Raw genomic sequence first — 17,630 nt, 5'->3', positions numbered from 1 at the left:
AGGGTTCAGTCCATACGTTCTGGATAGGTCATCACCAGAAACGCCAGAGCCTCACTGTCTGCGGGGTTTCGGTAGCGGTGCGGCTGGTCGGCGTAGAACAGAATCGAGTCGCCGGTAGACAACAGATAACGTTCCTGATTGACGCTGACCTCCAGTACGCCTTGTGCCACCACAAGGTTTTCCTGTACGCCGGGACCATGCCCTTTGGAGGTTTCTTCTCCCAGAGCGCCCAGACGGATCTCATAAAATTCTGATTGGCGTGCCATATCGAATGGAAACAACGCCCGACTGACAAATACGCCACTGGCACTCACCAGTCGCTTGCTGTGTTGTGCAGGTAACAGCTCCACCCCTTCAAAGGCGCGGTCTTCCAGGAACGCCGCAATCGAGACTTTCAAACCCTTGGCAATTTTGCACAGCACCTTGATCGACGGCACGCTGCGGCCGGACTCGATTTGCGCAAGCATCGCCCGGCTGACACCCGTCAGGCGGGCCAGTGCATCCATCGACAAGTAGCGTTTACTGCGCAACCGCTGGAGGTTGCGCGCGACCCTGGGGCCGATCAGGTCTTCCTCGGTGTGGGTGCCGTCACGGGCGCCTGATGGTGCATCTTCCTGACCGTCAACGGTGTGTAGGAAATTCATTGATTCAGGCCTGGCGGGTCTCACTGGAGGTGCTTGCAGCGACAAAGGTGAAGCCGCAGACGCTGGCCCTGGCAACGTACATCGCCCACATCAGCTCGGCAGTAGCCCGTGCCTGGCGGCGTTTACGATAAAGGTTGAAATCGATGATGTTTGCAGATTCTGGCATGAGGTCGTTCTCGTGGGACGGGCGGCTTGGTGAGGCTCACACTACTGCGAATCTGCATAGACCCATAAATACTGAGTTGGTATGTGTTAATTCCATTTGGTGCTTAATACAGCGAGGCAGGGAGCACAAGATCAGGACCTTGTTCGCTCTATGCTTATGCGAAAAAGGTATTAAATTTAAATAAAACAGATGGTTAAGCTATATGTAATCCCGCCATTTCAAGGCTTTGCCTGATGCATACCCTGTTTGTTCATTCCGATGTAGAAGGCCGGCAATGACCTTCGATTACGCCTTTGCGATTTCCACATTGCCTGCCTTTTTCAACGCCGTAGGCGTCACCCTGCAGGTAGGGCTGATTGCAATTCTGACCTCGCTGACGGTGGCGATCATTAATGCGGCGATTGCCACATTTCGTGTGCCGGTTTTGCACCGTCTGGTGCCGGTCTACGTTGAGCTGGCACGCAACACGCCTTTGTTGATTCAGCTGTTCTTTATCTATTTCGCGTTGCCGACACTGGGGGTTCGCGTCTCGGGTTTTGCGTCGGCCGTCATTGCCATGACCTTCCTCGGCGGGGCTTACCTGACCGAGATCCTGCGGGCGGGAATCGAAGCGGTGCCCAAGGCGCAGATCGAGTCCGGTCTGTCCATCGGGCTGTCCCGCTGGCAGTTGTTGCGGCACGTGATTCTGCCGCAGGCGGGCATCCTCAGCCTGCCGGCGCTGTTTGCCAATGTTGTTTTCCTGCTCAAGGAAACCACTGTGGTTTCCGCTGTGGCGGTGCCGGAAATTCTCTATACCACCAAAAGTTACATTGCCCTTTACTACAAAACCTACGAGATGCTGGCGGTCATGACCGGCCTCTGTGTGCTGTTGTTTCTGCCGCTGTCGCTGCTGCTTGGCCTTCTGGAAAGGAGGCTCCAGCATGGCCAGTTCGGGTCTTGAGTTGTTGTGGGTGTCTGCGCCGCAGTTGGCAACGGGGGCAGGCCGTACATTAGGTATTTCGCTGCTGGCCATTGTCTTCAGCAGCGTAGGAGGACTTTGCTACGGCGTGCTGCGCAGCCTCGGCAAGCGCTGGCTTGAGCTGCCGCTGCGCATCTATCTGGAGCTGTTCCGGGCGATTCCAGTGCTGGTGTGGCTGTATTTGTTCTTCTTTGGTTTACCGATCTTCTTCGGCCTGAGCATTCCGGCGTTCTGGTGCGCAGTGCTGGTGTTGTCGTTATGGGGCGCCAGTGAAGTCGGCGAGGTGGTGCGCGGCGGGCTGCGTTCCATTCCACGCGGACAACGCGAAGCAGGTCTGGCGATCGGTCTGGGCCTGAGCCAATTGTATGGACTGGTGCTCTTGCCGCAGGCACTCAAGCGGCTGACTCCGCCGGTGATCAACGTCTACACCCGCCTGATCAAGACCAGCTCGCTGGCGGTGCTGATCGGCGTCATCGACGTGACCAAAGTCGGGCAGCAGATCATCGAGCGCACTTATGAATCGGTGCTGATCTACGGCTTCCTGTTTCTGTTCTTTTTTATCGTCTGTTATCCGCTGTCGGCCGCGTCGCGCGTGCTTGAACGGCGCTGGAATCACACATGAGCACATTGATCGAACTGTCCGGCTTCAGCAAAAACTTCGGGGACACGCCAGTGCTCCGAGACATCGACCTCAAGGTGGAAGAGGGTGAAGTCGTGGTGATTCTTGGCCCCAGCGGTTGTGGCAAAAGCACTCTGCTGCGTTGCCTCAACGGCCTGGAACTCGGTCACGCCGGGAGCCTGCACTTTGCCGGTCAGGCGTTGCCTGCCAATGCCGATTGGCGGCTGGTCAGGCAGCGGATCGGCATGGTGTTTCAGAGCTACCACCTGTTTCCGCACATGACCGTGCTCGACAACATCCTGCTGGGCCCGCTGCGCGTGCAAAAACGTGCTGCGGGCGAGGCCCGTCAGCAGGCAGAAGCATTGCTGGCGCGGGTGGGGCTTGCCGACAAGCGCGACGCTTATCCTCGCGAGCTGTCCGGCGGCCAGCAACAGCGTATCGCCATCGTGCGCGCGCTGTGCATGAACCCCCACGTCATGCTGTTCGATGAAGTCACGGCAGCCCTCGATCCGGAAATGGTCAAGGAGGTGCTGGAAGTGATTCTCGACCTTGCACAAGGCGGCATGACCATGCTGATCGTCACCCATGAAATGGCCTTCGCCCGCGCGGTGGCTGACCGAATCCTGTTCATGGACCGCGGCGTGATCGCGGAACAGAACGACCCCGAAACTTTCTTCAGCGCCCCGCAGACCGCACGCGCGCAGCAGTTCCTGGAGAGGTTCTCCTACGTGGAAAACATGCCAAAAAGGAAAGCATCGTGAGCTTCAAGACTGCCCTCGTTTTACCGCTGATTGCCTTGACTCTGCTGGCCGGTTGCGACAAACCTGCCGAACAGAAGCCCGTCGCCAAGGCTGCGCCTTCACCGTCTGCCAGTTACCTCGACACCATCAAGGCCCGTGACAAATTGATTGTCGGCGTGTTCAGCGACAAGCCGCCTTTTGGCTTCGTCAACGAACAAGGCCAATACGTCGGTTTTGACACCGACCTGGGCAAGCGTTTTGCCAAGGACCTGCTGGGTGACGAAAAGAAAGTCGAGTTCGTAGTGGTTGAACCCGCCAGCCGGATTCCGTTTTTGCAAAGCGACAAGGTCGACCTGATTCTGGCCAACATGACCGTCACCCCGGAACGCCGGGAAGCGGTGGATTTCACCAACCCCAACCTGCGCGTGGCCGTGCAGGCGCTGGTTCCGGAGGCCAGCCCGGTAAAGACCCTGGATGATCTGGCGAGCAGAACAACCATCGTCACCACTGGCACCACGGCGGATATCTGGCTGACAAAAAATCATCCGGACTGGAAAGTGCTGAAGTTCGAAAAGAACTCCGAGTCCTTACAAGCGCTGGCCAATGGCCGAGGCGACGCTTATGCGCAGGACAACCTGGTGCTGTTCAGTTGGGCAAAGAAAAACCCCGGTTACCGTGTGCTTGATCAGAAACTCGGCGACGAAGCGCCCATCGCGCCTGCCGTCAAGAAGGGCAACATCGAATTGCGCGACTGGGTCAATACCGAGCTGGCCAGGCTGGGCGAAGAGAAATACCTGCTCAAGCTTTACGACCAGTACGTGCGTCCGGAACTGGCCGAAGGCACCGACCCCAATGCGGTGATCGTCGAGGGCGGAAGCTGGAAGCCTTGATGATCGGCGTTTGATTGCCGCGGATGAATGACGAACCGGCTTCAGGCCGGTTTGTCTGTTTACGAGGCTGCGCCCGTTGAACCTGTTTCTTTGCGAAGCTCGGCTTCAAGGCGGTCCACAAACAGGCGCACTCTGTGCGGAACGCGCTGGCGTGTCGGCAGCACTGCGGTCACAGACAACTGCTCGGGAAGGCCGTCCTTGAAGTCGATCTGCACAAGGCTGCCGTCGTGGATTTCATGGCGAATATCCCAATACGTCAGCATGGCCAGCCCCAGGCCTTGTTTGCACGCCGTGCGGACGGCCTCGACACTGTTGGCAGAAAACGACCCCTGCGCCCTAATGGCCACAGGTTCGTCATTTCGGGTGAACGACCAATAAGGCATTCCATGCAAGGCGATGCACGGGTGGCGCCTGAGGTCGTCCAGCACCACCGGTTTACCGTGCCGCGCAAGGTATTCAGGGCTTGCACATACCACCCGAGGGTTGGGCGCCAGCGCTCTGGCCACCAGAGCCGAGTCACGTATTGTGGCAATCCGGATGGCGACATCGATTCCCAGCCCGGCGATATCCACGATGCTGTCCGACAGCGTGAGGTCGATACTCAGTGCCGGGTTTTCCCTCATTAATAGGGGCAGCAGCGGCATGATGACGGTCTGACCAAATACGCTTGGCGCCGTCACTCGCAACACGCCGCTGGCAGAGCCTGCATCGGCTTTCAGCGTGGCGCGGGCGGTTTCGCACGCTTCCAGCATCGTTTTGGCGTGCGGCAGAAAGACTTCGCCTTCCGGGGTCAGTGACACCGAACGGGTTGTGCGATGAACCAGCCTCACCGCCAGGTCGTTTTCCAGTACCGCCAGACGCCTGGAAACCGCCATCGGAGATACCCCGAGCCGGCGTGCGGCTTCGGAAAGGCTCCTGCTGGAAGCAATAGCTGCAAACACTTCTAGGTCAGCGATTTGCACGGATTCTATCCCTTTTCGTTAAAGCGGCTTATCTGAGCGGCCGGGTTCCCATGGTCTGCTTCAGGACTTACCGTCATGCAGATTCCGTCAATGGCTGCGGGCAATTCGCAGGCAATCTGCAGGGTGAGGTTTGAAGTATGAGCAAGATCACGCACGTTTCACGTCCGTTCGATAAAGGGCATCTGAAGCTGAAGAACAGGTTCGCACTCGCGCCCATGACCCGCGTCAGCGCGACTGAACAGGGCTGCGCAACACAGAACATGGCGCGGTACTACGAGCGTTTCGCCAAAGGCGGTTTCGGCCTGATTATCACCGAAGGCAACTACACTGATCGCCGTTTTTCTCAAGGATACCCGTTTCAGCCGGGCCTCACCGATGACGAGCAGGCCCAGGCCTGGCGTGCCACGACGGATGCGATTCATCGTCATGGAGGTGCCGTGATTGCGCAGATCATGCATGCGGGCGCGCTCAGTCAGTCAAATCGCTTCGTCAATGAAACGGTGGGACCTTCTGCCATTCGCCCGAAAGGCGAACAGATGGCGTTTTATTACGGCGAGGGTCGTTACCGGGTTCCGCAGGCAATGAGCGACAAGGATATTGCCGATGCCATTGACGGGTTCGCCCGCGCGACGGCCTTGGCTATCGGCACTGCGGGTTTTGACGGCGTCGAAATTCATGGCGCGAACGGATACCTGCTCGATCAGTTCCTGACCGATTACACCAATCAGCGGGCAGACCAATGGGGCAGTGATGTTCAGCAGCGCCTGCGCCTTACCCTCGATGTCATTGCCGAGGTGAAAAAAGTTGCCGGACCTGTACCCGTTGGCGTGCGTCTTTCACAAGGCAAGGTCAACGATTTTGAACATAAGTGGGCGGGAGGCGAGCGTGATGCCGAAATCATTTTTGGTGCCTTGGCCGATGCCGGCGTCGATTACATCCATGTGACGGAGCATCAGGCATGGCAGCCCGCTTTTGCCGAAGGAGAGGCCAGCCTGGTCAAACTGGCCCGTCGCTACGCCCCGAATATTACGCTGATCGCCAATGGCGGGCTGCACGACCCGGAAAAGGCCGAGCAGGTTCTTTGCGAGGGCGCAGACATCATTGCAGTGGGCAAGGGCGCGCTGGCCAACCCGGACCTGCCGCGGTTGCTGCTTGAAGGCGGGGCAGTCCGGGAGTTTGATCCGGCGATCCTTGGACCGATTGCCAATATCAAAGACAGTGAGCTTGGCTAGCCATTGCTGACCCGTATCAGCGCTGGCCGAGTGCTTTTACCGCCTGATCGACAGGCGTGGTGCCTTCGGTAAGCTCGATGATCTGTCGGGATATTTCAGGCTGGTCGACCAGTGCTGCCAGAAAAGCCGCTACGTCATCGCGCGGGATGTCGCCGTACGGAATGGCCGGACCTGCGCTGACCTTGCCCGAACCTGCGCTATCGACCAGGGTGCCCGGCCTGAGAATGACCCAGTCAAGTGCGGAAGAGGCCAGGCATACATCGGCGTCTTTCTTCACCCTCATGTAGTTCTCGAAACCAGCGGAAGTGTCTGTACCGCGTGCGGCTTCGGGAAATGCCGACACCAACAGGAAGCGTCGAACGCCAGCGAGCTCAGCGGCTGCTACTGAAGTTTTCAGACCTTCGCCGTCAATGGCGTTGGTCAGCTCAATGCCTGCACCGCCAGCCCCGGCGGTGAAAACCACCACGTCACTGCTGGCCATTGCACTGGCCAGCGCAGGTGCATCCATCTCGACCAGGTTTCCAGGCAAGGGCAGGGCACCCGTTGCCTTGATCAGCGCCGACTGCTTCTCCTTGCGGTGCAGTGCGATCACTTCATGACCGCTGTTGCCAAGGTTTTTTATAAGGCGCAGGCCAACCTTGCCTGCGGCCCCGATGACAAAAATTCTGGGCATCAGATATTCCTCTGTGGGTGGGGTGCCGGCACGCTCTGATGTCGGCGCTCCTTTGTCGCATCAACCTTCAAACTGGTGGTAAACCTTGGCAATCACTTTCCAGGTGCCATCGATTTTGATCAGCGTCAGGTAGTCATTGTAGTCAGCACCGATCGCATCTTTTTCCATGTCAATGCGTACCACCGCCGTGGTTGGAGTGATGGCGAGTATGTCCAGCCGCGTGGTGATATCGGGTGCAGTACCGTTGGTTTCGACAAACGTGTACAGATTGCTGATCGGTCCGCCCAGCAATTGACCGTTGGTGAAGCCATACATCACCGCATCCTTGTGAAAGGCTTCCTCGATAGTCGCAACGCTGCCGATGCGCAAGCCTTCTACATACTGGCTGGCGGTGGCGATGACGGCATTGTAATCGCGGGTGGGTACGGCTTTGATGTTCTTGCTCATGGGACAGTACTCCTTGGGGGAACAGCAGATGTGGCGAACACATTGTGTGGGTGAATAAACAGCACCTGGCCGATCACCAGTCCTGGCGGCTTGGCGAGATGATCAGGTCGTTCACGTGATCGTATGGGCTGCAACGGGCGCGTCGATAAGGCGGCAAAGCTCAAACAGGTTTCAGTACTGACCCAGCGGCCAGTCGGTATAACCTTTGGCGCCGCCGCCGTAGTAGGACTCACGTGGAGCAATGGTCAGTTCGGCCCCGTGAAACAGGCGGGCGACGAGGTCGGGGTTGGAGATGAACAGGCGACCGAACGCCACGGCGTCGATCTTGCCCTGCGCCCGGCGCTCGACCGCCATCTCGAGGTCATAGTTATTGTTGCCAATGAACGGGCCATTGAACTGAGCGCTCAAGGCATCCATATCGACGCCTTCCGGGACCTCACGGGAAGTGGCCGTCGCCCCTTCGACAAAGTGCAAATAGGCAAGATTGAGTGCGTTCAACTGCTGGATCAGATAGCCATGCAGGCCCATGACGTTGCTGTCCGGTGCAGTGTTACCGGCATCGGGCGTGACCGGCGACAGGCGAATGCCGACACGGTCATTGCCCCAGATGTCGACGATGGCCCGGGTCACTTCCAACGTCAGACGGGCCCGGTTCTCTATCGAGCCGCCGTACCGGTCGGTGCGCTGGTTGGTCGAGTCGCGCAGAAACTGGTCGAGCAGATAACTGTTGGCCGAGTGAACCTCAACGCCATCAAAACCGGCCCGTTTGGCATTTTCAGCTGCCTGTCGGTATTGCTCGATGATGCCGGGAATTTCGTCGGTTTCCAGCGCGCGCGGCATGGAGACAGGCACAAAGCCGTCGACGGTGTAGGTGTTGCCTTCAGCCTGGATGGCGGAGGGCGCTACCGGCGCTTTACCACCGGGTTGTAGGTCGACACTGGAGAACCGGCCTACGTGCCAGAGCTGGCTGACGATCTTGCCACCGGCGGCATGCACGGCGTCCGTGACTTTCCGCCAGCCTGCGACATGGTCTTCGTTCCAGATCCCGGGCGTTGCAGCATAGCCTCGGCCTTGCGCCGAAATGTTGGTCGCCTCGGCCACGATCAAGCCTGCCGTCGCACGTTGCGCATAATAGGTCGCGTGCATGTCGTTCGGCACACCGTCCTCGGCGTAACGACTGCGTGTCACAGGCGCCATGACAATTCTGTTCGCCAGATCAATCGAACCCATTCGCATCGGAGAGAAAAGATCGGTGTTTGGGGTGGAGTCTTTCATTGGAAATACCTCGTTAGTGGACCGGTCGTCTACTAAAATGGTTAAAAAAACGCCCGCTACTTAAGCAGGCGCTTTGTCATGTGCAGTGCTCTATCGAAGGGTGCGGTGGACTTGTTGACCTTCACAAGCAGGGAGGCACCCAGCCAGAGTTGATAAAGGGATTCCGCAAAACCGCGGTGATCGCCTTCGGGGTGAACACTGCCGTCGGATACACCCTGTTCTACGCAGGCGGTGATGCGATTGATGATCTGTGCAGTGCCGGTTTCCAGAACGCTGCGCATGTCCTCGGACAGATCACAAACTTCCGCGCCCAGTTTGACCACCAGGCACTTGCCTTCGGGAAGACTGGTGCCTTGGGTTTCTGTCCAGTACATGAAATAGGCCAGTAACCGTTCCGCGCCAGTACCGGGACGCGCCATCAGTGCGTCGACCCGGCCCAGGTACTCGGAAAAATACTCTTCCAGCAGCGCCTGACCGAATTCTTCTTTCGATTTGAAGTAATAGTAAAACGAACCTTTGGGTACGCCGGCCGTACTCAGCACTTCAGCGAGGCCGACTGCGGTGTAGCCTTTGTTCGTCATCAGCGACCTGGCGACATCAATGATGTGCTGGCGCATGTCCTGGGCGGGTTTCTTCATGGCGAGCATCCTAAATGTAAACCGACCGGTCGTCTAGTGATGCCCGCCATGATTTTCCGTGCATTGCTGAGAGATGTTCCGGGAACACCGGGTCTTCTGCATTGCCGTATTCTGTCGATGACAGGCTGTGCAATGCCAAAGCAGCCTGGAGTGCAGGGAACCCGCCAGCAGACCGCCCATGCCTATTCCTCAGTGTCGGTCACGCCCTGATCCTCACCCAGAAATCCGCCACTCTGGTGATGCCACAGCCGCGCGTAGGTGCCGTTTTTGCCAAGCAGTTCTGCGTGGGTGCCTTGTTCGATGATGCGCCCATCGTCCATGACGATGAGTCTGTCCATAGCAGCAATGGTGGACAGGCGATGGGCGATGGCAATCACGGTCTTGCCCTCCATCATTTCATCAAGGCTTTCCTGGATGGCCACCTCGACTTCCGAATCCAGTGCGCTGGTGGCTTCGTCCAGTAACAGGATCGGGGCATTCTTGAGCATCACCCGGGCTATCGCGACACGTTGACGCTGGCCGCCCGAAAGCTTGATGCCGCGCTCACCCACCAGGGTGTCGTAACCGCTATGGCCTTGCTTGTCGCTCAACTGGCTGATGAACCCATCGGCCTGCGCATCGACCGCAGCGCTACGGATCTGCTCGTCGGTAGCATCCGGGCGGCCATAGGCGATGTTGTCGCGAATGGACCGGTGCAGCAGGGACGTGTCCTGAGTGACCATACCGATGGCGCTGCGCAGGCTGTCCTGAGTCACGTGCGCGATGTTTTGCCCGTCGATGCGTATTTCACCTTCGTCCACATCATAGAAGCGCAACAGCAGGTTGATGAGTGTGGATTTTCCCGCTCCGGAGCGGCCCACCAGACCGATTTTTTCACCCGGGCGAATGCTCAGGTTCAGGCCGTCGAGTACCTGACGTTCGCCGTTGTAGTTGAAACCTACATTGTCGAAAGTCACCGCGCCACCCGTGGTGTTCAGGACGGTGGCGTCTGGCGCATCCTGCACTTTGGGGCCGCGGGTCAAGGTGGCCATGCCATCCTGCACGGTGCCGATGTTCTCGAACAGAGAGGTCATCTGCCACATGATCCAGTGCGACATGCCGTTGATACGCAACGCCATCGCGGTAATCGCCGCCACAGCACCCGTACCGACCTGGCCTTGGTGCCACAGCCACAGCGCATAACCGCCTGCCCCCATGATCAGTGCAACCACCAATGCCTGGTTGACGATTTCGAACTGGCTGACCAGGCGCATCTGGCGTAAGCCGGTGAGTTTGAAATCCTCCATCGCAGCACGCGCGAAATGCGCCTCACGTTTGGAGTGAGAGAACAGCTTTACCGTGGTGATGTTGGTGTAGGCATCCGAGATACGCCCGGTCATCGACGACCGTGCATTGGCCTGTTCCTGCCCGACTTTGCCCAGGCGAGGCACGAAATACAGCATGGCCAACCCGAACAGTGCGATCCAGGCAAGGAAGGGCAGCATCAGTTTCAGGTCGAAGCCACCGGCCAGTGCGATGATCGCGATGAAATACACCCCGATTCCCGGCGCGATCTCGATGAGGGTGAACAGCACATCGCGCACGGAGAGCGCCGTCTGCATCACCTTGGTCGTGACCCGGCCGGAGAACTCATCGGAAAAGAACGACAGGCTTTGCCGCAGCATCAGGCGATGGAAGTCCCAACGCAGCCGCAGCGGCAGGTTGATCGCCAGTACCTGATGCTGAACCATGGTGCGCAACGCGACCAGCCCGATGCTGGCCACCAGAATGATGCCGATGCTCCACAGCACCTGGCTTTCCTGCATGCCCGCGTCACCGCCGGCCTGCCAGGTCGACAGCAGGTCCACGACCTGCCCGAGGAAAGAAAACAGCCAGGCTTCGTAAATCGACACACCGGCACTGAGCAGCGCAAGCGCAAGCACATAACCGCGGGCGCCCCGTGTGCAGGCCCAGAGAAACCGAATCAGGCCTTCAGGTGGCGGCGGTACTTCGTCGGGCGGGAAGGGGTCGAGCCATTTTTCAAATGCGCGAAGCATGGTGATCTCCAAACAAACCAATCCAAATATTCTGGCATTAAAGCCTACTGGTGACGTAGTTCACGATTTTAATAGCCTGCGTAAGGTCATCAGACCGTCAATTCATCAGTCAGCGTGGCGCAAGTGATGCTCATCGGGCGTATTTCTGAGAAACTGGATCAGGACCGTGTCCAGGTCAAAAGCCCTGCATAATCCTCTTTTGCCTCATTCATTTTGAACCCGTCCGTAGAAAAGAGATTCTGTGGCCGTTGTCGGGAGATCCGTTTGCATACTGTTCCGGTGTTTCAAGGCGGTGATGAGCGCTTGTCTCATGTGCTGAGCGCGAGTGAGCGGCTGGTCATGGCAACATCGGTGGAAGAGGTCGTCGCTGTGCTTCGTGACACGGCGCGTGCCGCTGTCGAAGCGGAGGGCGTCGCGGTGGTCATTGAACATGGCGGGCGCTGTTCCTATGTCGCGGAGGATGCTGTCTCTCCGCTTTGGCAAGGTCAGACATTCCCGACCGACCACTGCATTTCGGGTTGGGTGATGCATCACGGTGAGACGGTTTCCATCCGCGACGTCCGGCTTGATCCACGTATCCCGCAGGACGCCTATGCGCCGACTTTCGTCCGTAGCCTCGTCATGGTGCCCATAGGCAGGCCTGTGGCGGTCGCAGCGCTCGGCGCCTACTGGTCGGAGGTTCGCACCCACGACCAGGATACGATCAAACGGCTGGAAAGCCTGGCGCGCCTGGCGACGATTGCCCTTGAGAATGCCCGCCTTACCCAGGCACGCAACCGCGCGGCGGCCCTTGGGTCTGCACAGAACCGCATCCTGAAACTGGCCGTCGAAGAGACGCCCCTCAACGTCGCGCTGGATGCAATCGTCCGCGAGGTGGAAGCACTGTCCACGTCCCGTTTCCTGGGAAGCATCCTGCTCCTGAGCGAGGAGGGCCAGCAACTGCAGCATTGCTCAGGACCTGGCCTTCCCGGCGCCTACCGTGACGCCGTCGAAGGTTTTGTCATCGCCCCGAGCGCAAGCTCGAGCAGCACCGCGTCATTTCAGGACGAGCCGGTGGTCATGTCCGACATCGCGCACGATCCGCTCTGGGCCGGGTTCCGCGAGCTGGCCATCGGGCATGGCCTGCACGCTTGCTGGTCAACGCCTATCCGTTCGGCGCGGGGCGATGTGCTCGGCACGTTTGTGATGTACCACCATGAACCGCGCGAGCCACTGTCGGCGGACATCGAGATCGTCGATTTTGTTGTTCAGACGGTCGGACTCGTCGTACACCGTGCCCGGGCCAAGGCCGCGATCCGGGTCAGCGAAGCACGCTACCGCCAGATCATCGAAGGCGCGGAGGACTTCGCGATCATGACGTTCGATGCGCAGGGAACCGTGACGAGTTGGAACAGTGGTGCCCAGCGTGTCGTCGGCTACAGCGCCGAGGAGGTAGTGGGTCGCACAGGCGACCTCTTCTACACAGACGCGGACCAGACCGAGCGTGTGTTTTACGGAGAACTCGACATCGCCCAGGATCAGGGCCGGGCCGTCAACGAGCGCTGGCACCTTCGCAAGAACGGCTCGCGCTTCTGGGGTTCCGGATTGATGATGCCGCTCGCCATGAACCATGGCGGCTTCGTGAAAATCTTCCGCGACCGTACGGCCGAGCACCAGGCGGAAGCGGCGCTGCAAGAGAGCGCCACGCGACTGCGCTTTTTTGATGAGCTCGACAGCCAGTTGGTTAACGTCCGCTCTGCCGAAGAGGCGATGCGCGTCGCGACCCGGCTGCTTGGGCAGGAGCTTAGCGTGTCACGCTGCGCCTACGCGGATGTCGACGTCGATCACGACCGGTTCTGGATTCGCAGTGACTACACTGCGCCCGGCATTCAGAGCTCGGTCGGAACGTACAGCCTGGACCTTTTCGGCCCCCGGACTGCGGATGACATGCGCGCTGGCTGTACGTTAATCATCCGCGACATGACGGCAGAGATAAGCCACGGCGGAGGTCTTGAGAGCTTTAGAGCCATCGGTGTCGACGCAATCATCTGTTGCCCGCTTGTAAAGGACGGCCGACTGACGGCCATGATGGCGGTTCATCAAGATCAGCCTCGAGACTGGTCACCGTCCGAGATCGCGCTGGTCAAGGAAGTGGTCGAGCGTTGCTGGGCGCATGTCGAACGGGTAGGTGCCGAAATGCGCCTGCGCGAAAGCGAGGAGCGACTGCGCCTTGCGGTAGAAAACGCCGATATCGGCTTCTGGGACGTGGATCTCGTTCATAACACGCTCATTTGGCCGCCACTGACCAAAGCGATGTTCGGCATCCGGGCTGACGTGCCGGTCACGATTCAGGACTTCTACGACGGTTTGCATCCCGAAGATCGAGAAGCAACGATCATGGCCTTCGCGGCAGCCGTCGACCCGGAACGGCGCGCGCTCTATGAGGTGGACTATCGCACGATTGGCAGGGAGGACGGCGTTGTTCGCTGGGTCGCGGCCAAGGGCCGTGCCGTATTCAATGCGGCCAACCGCTGCCTGCGCTTCACCGGCACGGTGGTTGATGTCACCGCCCGCAAGGCGGCTGAGGAAGAGTTGCGAGAGCTCAACGCCACGCTTGAAGCCCGAGTAGCCCAAGCCATCGCCGAACGCGAAGAGGTCCAACAGGCCCTACGCCAGAGTCAAAAGATGGAAGCCATGGGGCAGTTGACCGGCGGCGTGGCTCACGACTTCAACAACCTGCTTACGCCTATCGTTGGCACGCTCGACATGCTCCAGCGCAGAGGTGTGGGCGGCGAACGGGAGCAATGGCTGATCTCCGGGGCCTTGCAATCGGCCGACCGTGCAAAGACGCTCGTGCAGCGGTTGCTCGCGTTCGCCCGTCGTCAGCCGCTCCAGGCGGTCCCGGTCAACGTGGCAAAGCTGGTGAGTGATATGGGCGATCTCGTGGCCAGCACCACCGGCCCGCAAATCAAGGTCGTCGTCGATGCCCCGTTGGATCTGCCGGCGGCGATGGCGGATCCGAACCAGCTCGAGATGGCTCTCCTGAACCTCTCCGTGAACGCGCGCGACGCGATGATCGAGGGAGGCACGATGAGGATATCTGCAAGCATGGAAGCGGTCTTCAACGGTCACCGTTCGAAGCTTCCGACAGGCGAATATCTGTGTCTGTCAGTTGCAGACACCGGCGCGGGGATGGACGCAGCCACGCTTGCCCGGGCGGTGGAACCGTTCTTTTCGACCAAGGGTGTCGGGAAAGGGACCGGACTCGGCCTCTCGATGGTGCATGGGCTGGCATCTCAACTGGACGGCGCGCTGACGATTCAAAGCTCGCCCGGCCTGGGAACGAACGTGGAGCTTTGGCTTCCGCGCAGCATGGCCTTGCCGGCAGTGGCCTTGCGCATTATCGACGTTCCGGAGCGACAATCGGCGCATGGAGTCGTGCTGTTGGTCGACGATGAGGAGCCTGTACGTGCAAGCACTTCATACATGTTGGCCGAACTGGGCTACCACGTGATCGAAGCCGCTTCAGGCGAGGAGGCGTTGCACCTGCTGGACACCGGGCAGCCATTTGACCTGCTTGTCACGGACCACCTGATGCCTGGCATCAGTGGGACCGACCTAGCCAGGGTGGTCCGTACTTCCCGGCCCGGCACTGCGATTCTTCTCGTCTCTGGCTATGCCGAACGTGAAGGGATCGACCCGGAGCTACCGCGGCTTACCAAGCCGTTCCGAAAGGATGAGCTTGCGGCAAGCCTGTCCCAGGTCGGCAGCGAATCCCGGGACAGCCAAGGGCCTCGGGTCGGATCGGTTTTCTGAAACCATGAACCGAGCGCTCGGTTAGCGCTCTGCGAAGGTTTGGGGGCTGCAACGGGTTATCTTTCGAGAACGGGGCCGATAAGCGTCAGGCTGGAGTCATTTTCCTGGTGCTTCTTCAACGGCCTGATCGTTCGGTTGACCAGGCTTTCACGGTGTTAGCCGGTTTATCAGCGCATCTACCTCCTCACGGCCGGGAGCCGTCGCCGGCCCCCGGCGTGTGACCGCAATCGCCGCTGCCGCATTGGCGCGCAGGGCCGCCCGGTCGACGCTGCTACCCTTGGCCAACTCGGCCAGCAGCACACCTGCATGGGCGTCGCCAGCGCCATTGGTGTCGAGTGCCGTCACAGCAAAGCCGGGTATGTGTCGCGTCTGTCCAGCATGGTTGATCCAGCAACCTGCGGGGCCGTCACGAATCACTATGAGAGCATCGTCGCGCAGAAGGGCGGCCAGGCTGTGGAGGGCGTCGGCGGGTGTCTGGGTTTGCGTGAAACGCAGGGCTTCTTCGCGGTTGCTGGACCATACGCTGATCAATGGAAGTACGGCGTTTATCTCGGCGCCATTTACAGCATTAACCAATGGGCCTGGGTCGAATACCACCGCAGTGCCGCTGGGCAATCCGCTCAGCCAGGCAAGCAAGGCGGTCACCTTGTTTTTGTGTATCAGGCTATAGCCGCTGACAAATACGTAATCCTCGGGGCTGACCCGCACCCCGTGCAGGTCATCGGTGGACAAACCGCCTTCAGCGCCCACGTAGGAGATGAACGAGCGCTCGGCCGAGGCTTCCACCAAGGCAACGGCCAGACCGGTGTCTTCTCCGGGGACGGGCATCGTGGAAATCTCCACGCCCTCGTCGCGCATGGCCTGGCGAGCCAGGTCGCCGAAGCGGCCCTGGCCATGGCGGCCCAGGTAAACCGTGCGCAAGCCATTGCGGCAGGCAGCGGCCATGACATTGAAGCCGCCTCCAGTCTCGAATGTCGCGCTGGTGGCCAGTACGTCGCCCCCCGAAGACGGCAGGTGATCGATTGCCATGACGAGGTCGACCACCACTTGGCCGGTGTAGAACAATTTAGCGGGCATGGGCAGCCTCTTTGTTAAAGACACGGCGATCACGCGCCCCGCCGAGTAGCGCGTAAAGGCCTCCGGCGACAATGAAGGTCACGATCCAGCCCAGACCGTTATGGCCCAGCCAGGAATCGGCGAGCATGCCTTTGAACAGCACATGCTCCGGGGTAGTGGCCACAGTGGTGAAGCTGAAGCCGAGAACGATGGCCAATGCCCACGAGCCCAGCGCGCGCCATTCGACGCCGCCGCGATACCAGTAAGCGCTGCGTGGAGTCTGGTCCAGCAAGTCATTGGGGGAGTAGACGTGGCGGTGCAGCAGGTCGACGACAAAGATGCCGACCCACGCGGTAATGGGCACCGCCAGCATCGAAATGAACGTAATGAAGGGGCCGTAGAAGCTGTCGGCGATCAGCATGAAGTAGATCGAACCGGCAAAGATCGCGACGATATCGACGATTACCGCGTGTACTCGCTTGACCTTCAGGCCGAGGGTCAAGGTGGTCAGACCGGCCGAGTAAACCGACAGGTTGTTGGACAGTAACAGGCCGCCGAACGCAGTGATCAAATAGGGCACGGCCATCCAGGTGGGCAACATTTCGCGGATGGCGATGATCGGGTCAGTGGTTGAAGCCAGGTGATCGTTGCCCACCGACAGCAGGCCGCCGAGGGTGATCAGCAAAACCAACGGGATCCCTGCGCCAAACGCCGCTGAGGCCACCAGCCGGGTGGCCTTTACGCTGGCGTGCTGATAGCGCGACATATCGGCGCCCGCGTTGGCCCAGCCGATACCGGTGCCGGCGGCCATGGTGCCTACACCAATGATCATGGCACTCAGGGGCGCGGCAGGCGCGTTGAAGACCAGGCTCCAGTCGATGTGGGTGAGTAGAAAGCCGCCGACCACCAGGTTAAGAGCGCCAAAGAGGTACGTCGCCCATTTCTGGATGACCAGCAGGGTGGCATGGCCCAGGCCCGAGACGCTCAAGGTCAGCAGCACGAACAAGGCGATGAACACGAGGGTCAGGCCAGGTGAGTTTTTCGCCTCCACGGGGGTGCCGAAAAGGATCGCGAACAGTGACAGCAAGACGAACGCGGCGGTTGTGGTATTGACCGTTTCCCAGCCCAGGCGCGACATCAGCGAAACCAGGGTAGGCCCGATGTTGCCTCGCACCCCGAAGATGGCCCTGGACAGCGTCAGGCTGGGCGCACGACCGCGCCGCCCGGCAATGGAGATAACGCCCACCACGGCGAACGAGCCAGCGGCACCGAGGATAGCGACGATAACTGCCTGCCAGATGGCCAGCCCCTGAAACGCGACCAGAGTAGCCCCGAGCGGCAATCCGAGGATGCTGATATTGGCTGCGAACCAGACCCAGAACAACTGCAATGGATGGCCGTTGCATTCATTTTCAGGGACCGGCTCGATGCCACGGGTTTCCAGCTGACCTGCACCTTGCGAGGTGGGCGATGTGTTCATTTGCGTTGCTCCTATTGCC

Annotated in this window: 16 protein-coding genes; 6 read left to right on the top strand and 10 right to left on the bottom strand. The window is 59.6% G+C overall.

What is annotated here, in order from left to right:
* Positions 1 to 5 precede the first annotated feature (5 nt).
* Positions 6 to 644, bottom strand: a complete 639-nt coding sequence (locus BW686_RS08175; protein WP_084915829.1) for a helix-turn-helix domain-containing protein — start codon at positions 642 to 644, stop codon at positions 6 to 8.
* Positions 645 to 648: 4 nt separating this feature from the next.
* The gene (locus BW686_RS26790) at positions 649 to 810 is read right to left on the bottom strand and encodes a hypothetical protein (protein ID WP_179149201.1); all 162 of its coding nucleotides are present in this window, start codon (positions 808 to 810) and stop codon (positions 649 to 651) included.
* Positions 811 to 1,084: 274 nt separating this feature from the next.
* Between BW686_RS26790 and BW686_RS08170 the strand changes: the two genes are divergently transcribed.
* The 4 genes from BW686_RS08170 to BW686_RS08155 are packed head-to-tail and all read left to right on the top strand — an operon-like array spanning position 1,085 to position 4,017.
* Positions 1,085 to 1,750 carry an amino acid ABC transporter permease gene (locus tag BW686_RS08170; protein ID WP_084915828.1) on the top strand — a complete coding sequence of 222 codons (666 nt, stop codon included), beginning with the start codon at positions 1,085 to 1,087 and terminating at the stop codon, positions 1,748 to 1,750.
* On the top strand, positions 1,731 to 2,390 hold the full coding sequence (locus tag BW686_RS08165; RefSeq protein WP_084915827.1) for an amino acid ABC transporter permease: 660 nt from the start codon (positions 1,731 to 1,733) through the stop codon (positions 2,388 to 2,390). Before BW686_RS08170 ends, BW686_RS08165 begins: the two co-directional genes overlap by 20 nt.
* Positions 2,387 to 3,148: an amino acid ABC transporter ATP-binding protein gene (locus BW686_RS08160; RefSeq protein WP_084915826.1), complete on the top strand. Its 762-nt coding sequence runs from the start codon at positions 2,387 to 2,389 to the stop codon at positions 3,146 to 3,148. The genes BW686_RS08165 and BW686_RS08160 overlap by 4 nt, the downstream gene beginning before the upstream one ends.
* Complete coding sequence (locus BW686_RS08155) at positions 3,145 to 4,017, top strand: transporter substrate-binding domain-containing protein (protein ID WP_084915825.1); 873 nt, start codon at positions 3,145 to 3,147, stop codon at positions 4,015 to 4,017. Before BW686_RS08160 ends, BW686_RS08155 begins: the two co-directional genes overlap by 4 nt.
* Before the next feature lie 59 nt (positions 4,018 to 4,076).
* On the opposite strand, the gene BW686_RS08150 is transcribed toward BW686_RS08155, so the two are convergent.
* Positions 4,077 to 4,979: a LysR family transcriptional regulator gene (locus tag BW686_RS08150; RefSeq protein WP_084915824.1), complete on the bottom strand. Its 903-nt coding sequence runs from the start codon at positions 4,977 to 4,979 to the stop codon at positions 4,077 to 4,079.
* Between the two features lie 137 nt (positions 4,980 to 5,116).
* On the opposite strand from BW686_RS08150, the gene BW686_RS08145 reads away from it, so the two are divergent.
* Entirely contained in the window at positions 5,117 to 6,211 is a 1,095-nt protein-coding gene (locus BW686_RS08145) for an NADH:flavin oxidoreductase (protein WP_084915823.1), read from the top strand.
* Positions 6,212 to 6,227: 16 nt separating this feature from the next.
* Here the strand turns inward: BW686_RS08145 and BW686_RS08140 are convergent, their stop codons facing one another.
* The 5 genes from BW686_RS08140 to BW686_RS08120 form a co-directional block, all read right to left on the bottom strand.
* Complete coding sequence (locus BW686_RS08140) at positions 6,228 to 6,884, bottom strand: NAD(P)H-binding protein (protein ID WP_084915822.1); 657 nt, start codon at positions 6,882 to 6,884, stop codon at positions 6,228 to 6,230.
* 60 nt (positions 6,885 to 6,944) lie between these two features.
* Positions 6,945 to 7,331, bottom strand: a complete 387-nt coding sequence (locus tag BW686_RS08135; RefSeq protein ID WP_084915821.1) for a nuclear transport factor 2 family protein — start codon at positions 7,329 to 7,331, stop codon at positions 6,945 to 6,947.
* A gap of 171 nt (positions 7,332 to 7,502) precedes the next feature.
* Complete coding sequence (locus tag BW686_RS08130) at positions 7,503 to 8,606, bottom strand: alkene reductase (protein WP_084915820.1); 1,104 nt, start codon at positions 8,604 to 8,606, stop codon at positions 7,503 to 7,505.
* Between the two features lie 56 nt (positions 8,607 to 8,662).
* Positions 8,663 to 9,244, bottom strand: coding sequence for a TetR/AcrR family transcriptional regulator (locus BW686_RS08125; protein ID WP_084915819.1), 582 nt, complete (start codon positions 9,242 to 9,244; stop codon positions 8,663 to 8,665).
* A gap of 182 nt (positions 9,245 to 9,426) precedes the next feature.
* Positions 9,427 to 11,280, bottom strand: a complete 1,854-nt coding sequence (locus tag BW686_RS08120) for an ABC transporter ATP-binding protein (RefSeq protein ID WP_084915818.1) — start codon at positions 11,278 to 11,280, stop codon at positions 9,427 to 9,429.
* A 369-nt stretch (positions 11,281 to 11,649) separates the two neighbouring features.
* On the opposite strand from BW686_RS08120, the gene BW686_RS26785 reads away from it, so the two are divergent.
* Positions 11,650 to 15,075, top strand: coding sequence for a PAS domain S-box protein (locus BW686_RS26785; RefSeq protein WP_444860434.1), 3,426 nt, complete (start codon positions 11,650 to 11,652; stop codon positions 15,073 to 15,075).
* Between the two features lie 147 nt (positions 15,076 to 15,222).
* Here BW686_RS26785 and BW686_RS08095 read toward each other — a convergent pair whose 3' ends face one another.
* Positions 15,223 to 16,152: a PfkB family carbohydrate kinase gene (locus tag BW686_RS08095; RefSeq protein WP_084915817.1), complete on the bottom strand. Its 930-nt coding sequence runs from the start codon at positions 16,150 to 16,152 to the stop codon at positions 15,223 to 15,225.
* Positions 16,142 to 17,611, bottom strand: coding sequence for a purine-cytosine permease family protein (locus BW686_RS08090; protein WP_084915816.1), 1,470 nt, complete (start codon positions 17,609 to 17,611; stop codon positions 16,142 to 16,144). Before BW686_RS08090 ends, BW686_RS08095 begins: the two co-directional genes overlap by 11 nt.
* Positions 17,612 to 17,630: the final 19 nt, after the last annotated feature.

The sequence above is a fragment of the Pseudomonas syringae genome, from assembly GCF_002157375.1.
GTDB lineage: Bacteria > Pseudomonadota > Gammaproteobacteria > Pseudomonadales > Pseudomonadaceae > Aquipseudomonas > Aquipseudomonas syringae_T.
Note: the sequence above shows the minus strand (reverse complement) of the source record. Positions and strands in the feature narration are given on the sequence as shown.

What these genes read in the sequence shown, in the direction of transcription:
- BW686_RS08140 (WP_084915822.1), bottom strand. Translation starts at nt 6,884, where the DNA reads ATGCCCAGAATTTTTGTCATCGGGGCCGCAGGCAAGGTTGGCCTGCGC.
- BW686_RS08170 (WP_084915828.1), top strand. Translation starts at nt 1,085, where the DNA reads ATGACCTTCGATTACGCCTTTGCGATTTCCACATTGCCTGCCTTTTTC.
- BW686_RS08095 (WP_084915817.1), bottom strand. Translation starts at nt 16,152, where the DNA reads ATGCCCGCTAAATTGTTCTACACCGGCCAAGTGGTGGTCGACCTCGTC.
- BW686_RS08130 (WP_084915820.1), bottom strand. Translation starts at nt 8,606, where the DNA reads ATGAAAGACTCCACCCCAAACACCGATCTTTTCTCTCCGATGCGAATG.
- BW686_RS08160 (WP_084915826.1), top strand. Translation starts at nt 2,387, where the DNA reads ATGAGCACATTGATCGAACTGTCCGGCTTCAGCAAAAACTTCGGGGAC.
- BW686_RS08120 (WP_084915818.1), bottom strand. Translation starts at nt 11,280, where the DNA reads ATGCTTCGCGCATTTGAAAAATGGCTCGACCCCTTCCCGCCCGACGAA.
- BW686_RS08145 (WP_084915823.1), top strand. Translation starts at nt 5,117, where the DNA reads ATGAGCAAGATCACGCACGTTTCACGTCCGTTCGATAAAGGGCATCTG.
- BW686_RS08165 (WP_084915827.1), top strand. Translation starts at nt 1,731, where the DNA reads ATGGCCAGTTCGGGTCTTGAGTTGTTGTGGGTGTCTGCGCCGCAGTTG.
- BW686_RS08135 (WP_084915821.1), bottom strand. Translation starts at nt 7,331, where the DNA reads ATGAGCAAGAACATCAAAGCCGTACCCACCCGCGATTACAATGCCGTC.
- BW686_RS08175 (WP_084915829.1), bottom strand. Translation starts at nt 644, where the DNA reads ATGAATTTCCTACACACCGTTGACGGTCAGGAAGATGCACCATCAGGC.
- BW686_RS26790 (WP_179149201.1), bottom strand. Translation starts at nt 810, where the DNA reads ATGCCAGAATCTGCAAACATCATCGATTTCAACCTTTATCGTAAACGC.
- BW686_RS08125 (WP_084915819.1), bottom strand. Translation starts at nt 9,244, where the DNA reads ATGAAGAAACCCGCCCAGGACATGCGCCAGCACATCATTGATGTCGCC.
- BW686_RS08090 (WP_084915816.1), bottom strand. Translation starts at nt 17,611, where the DNA reads ATGAACACATCGCCCACCTCGCAAGGTGCAGGTCAGCTGGAAACCCGT.